The 2,034-nt window shown below is 39.4% G+C and carries 3 protein-coding genes and 1 pseudogene; 2 read left to right on the plus strand and 2 right to left on the minus strand.

Translation table 11 applies throughout. From position 1 onward, the window contains the following. Positions 1 to 8: 8 nt before the first annotated feature. Together W234_RS14640 and W234_RS0101680 are read right to left on the minus strand one after the other, a co-directional pair. Positions 9 to 152 (minus strand): hypothetical protein, encoded by a 144-nt coding sequence (locus W234_RS14640; protein ID WP_178377961.1) that lies wholly within the window; start codon positions 150 to 152, stop codon positions 9 to 11. A 99-nt stretch (positions 153 to 251) separates the two neighbouring features. After that, complete coding sequence (locus tag W234_RS0101680; RefSeq protein WP_025644116.1) at positions 252 to 1,085, minus strand: cation transporter; 834 nt, start codon at positions 1,083 to 1,085, stop codon at positions 252 to 254. Positions 1,086 to 1,161: 76 nt separating this feature from the next. Between W234_RS0101680 and W234_RS14425 the strand changes: the two are divergent. Beyond that, positions 1,162 to 1,236: pseudogene (locus tag W234_RS14425) on the plus strand (IS1 family transposase); the annotation flags it as partial. A gap of 102 nt (positions 1,237 to 1,338) precedes the next feature. Continuing rightward, complete coding sequence (locus W234_RS13580; RefSeq protein ID WP_037058659.1) at positions 1,339 to 1,953, plus strand: recombinase family protein; 615 nt, start codon at positions 1,339 to 1,341, stop codon at positions 1,951 to 1,953. The last annotated feature ends 81 nt before the right edge of the window (positions 1,954 to 2,034 follow it).

Genomic DNA, 2,034 nt, shown 5'->3' on the forward strand with positions numbered 1-2,034 from the left:
CGTTTAGATTAAATACTTACACAAAATTTAGGAAGGTCTCCCAGATTCTTATCAAAGACTTCATCATCTATTATTCGCCAAACGGCAACTTGCTGATGGTCTTTGGTGGTGACTAGATTTAAAGTTTGTTCAATCATTGCTTGAGGTCTCATATCCTTATGATGTTTATTTGCTTCAAACCCAGTTACTTTACACTTAGCGGTTTAATTAAGCTACTTACTTGAGCTATTTGCTTCAGTTATTAGGCTTGGCTACTTACTCAACTTCAATATTCTAAAGGCGCCCTGAATAACTAAAGCAAATACGATGCTACCAATAATCAAATCAGGCGTACTAGAGTGTAACCAATTAACCAAAATCCCTGCAACAATTACCCCTAAATTGATAATCACATCGTTTGAAGTGAAAATCATACTGGCTTGCATATGGGCTTCTTCTTCTTTGCTTTTCGATTTTTGTAGTAAATAGAGGCAAATCGAGTTTGCAATTAGCGCAAGAATCGATATGACTATCATGGTAGAAAAGTCAGGTAACTGCTCATTGCCAAAGAAACGTCTTAGTACTTCTAAAAAACCAAGAATCGCTAGCGTAATTTGAAAATATCCGGCAATTCTAGCAATCCGTTTTTTCTTAATGACCGTTCCACCGACCGCAAATAAGCTAATTCCGTACACGAAGCTATCTGCTAACATATCTAAGCTGTCGGCGACCAACCCCATCGAACGAGAAATCAGTCCCGTGCTCATTTCAATAATAAAGAAAGCAAAGTTAATGACCAGCACTATCCATAGTAGCTTTCTTTGCTCAGCATCTTTTTTGTGACTAGAGTCAGCATCAATTTTAAAATTATTGTTGGGATCAGAGGGGTCAATGGTTTCGGTCGAGAGTAGGGTGTCTCCTAATTTTAGGTCATGAATAGCAGTCTCTATCCCTTCTATATTGTCATGATGAAACACAGTTAATTGACGGTTAGGAATGTCGAACTCAAGATGTTCAATATTCGAGTGGCCCTCTAATTTCATTCGGATTAGGTTTTCCTCCGAAGGGCAGTCCATCTTCGATATTTTAAAAGTTGTTTTATTCATAGCTACATTTATATCCGGGTGGTGGTTCAAAAAGTAGGCTGAAAAAAAACAGGCTGAGAAATTGATAAATAGTGAAATGCAAATGACACTATACATCAAATGCCCAGCCTGTCTAAGTGACAATATAAAGAAAAATGGTTTCAAAAGCTATACCCCAAGGGAACCAGCTATTTCACCCTTCAAACCTATTATCAAACCACTTAAAACAGACTGGTATAATGGAACCACTTATAACAGACTATTTTAGGTGTTTATGTTTATCAGAGCGTATCTACGAGCATCAACCAAAGAGCAAGATGCTAAACGTGCCAAAAGCGAGCTCATAGCATTTGCCAACGATCATGGCCACAAAATTGCTGCCTTCTATGTCGAAAACGAATCAGGAGCTATCTTGGCGCGACCTAAGCTTATGCAACTGATTGAAGATGCTCATAAGGGCGATGTGATCTTAGTTGAGCAGATTGATCGCTTGGCGCGTTTGAACCAAGCTGATTGGGATACGCTCAAAAGAATGCTATCAGAGAAAAAGCTCTCTATCGTGTCAAAAGAGCTGCCGACCTCATATATGGCGCTTCAATCTGAAAGCAGTACAGAATTTATGAGCAGTGTATTGCAGGCCATTAACTCGATGATGCTGGATATGCTCGCAGCCATTGCTCGAAAAGATTATGAAGATCGGCGTAACCGTCAGATGCAAGGTATTGCTCGTGCTAAAGTAGAAGGTAAGTATGCCGGTCGTGGGAAGGATACCGAAAAGCGCAAGATCATCGCTAGTCTACTCAAATCAGGTCATAGCTACTCTGATATTCAAAAGACAGTTAAGTGCTCAAGGCAGTTGATTGCTATTGTGACCAAAGAGATGGAATAAATTATGGAGGGGCTGTAGTAGATAAGGATTAAATATCACACCATTTTCTCAAGGTTTTCAGCTGATTAGATGGTGAGCCAT

This window comes from Psychrobacter sp. TB15 (genome assembly GCF_000511655.1).
Classification (GTDB): Bacteria; Pseudomonadota; Gammaproteobacteria; order Pseudomonadales; family Moraxellaceae; genus Psychrobacter; species Psychrobacter submarinus.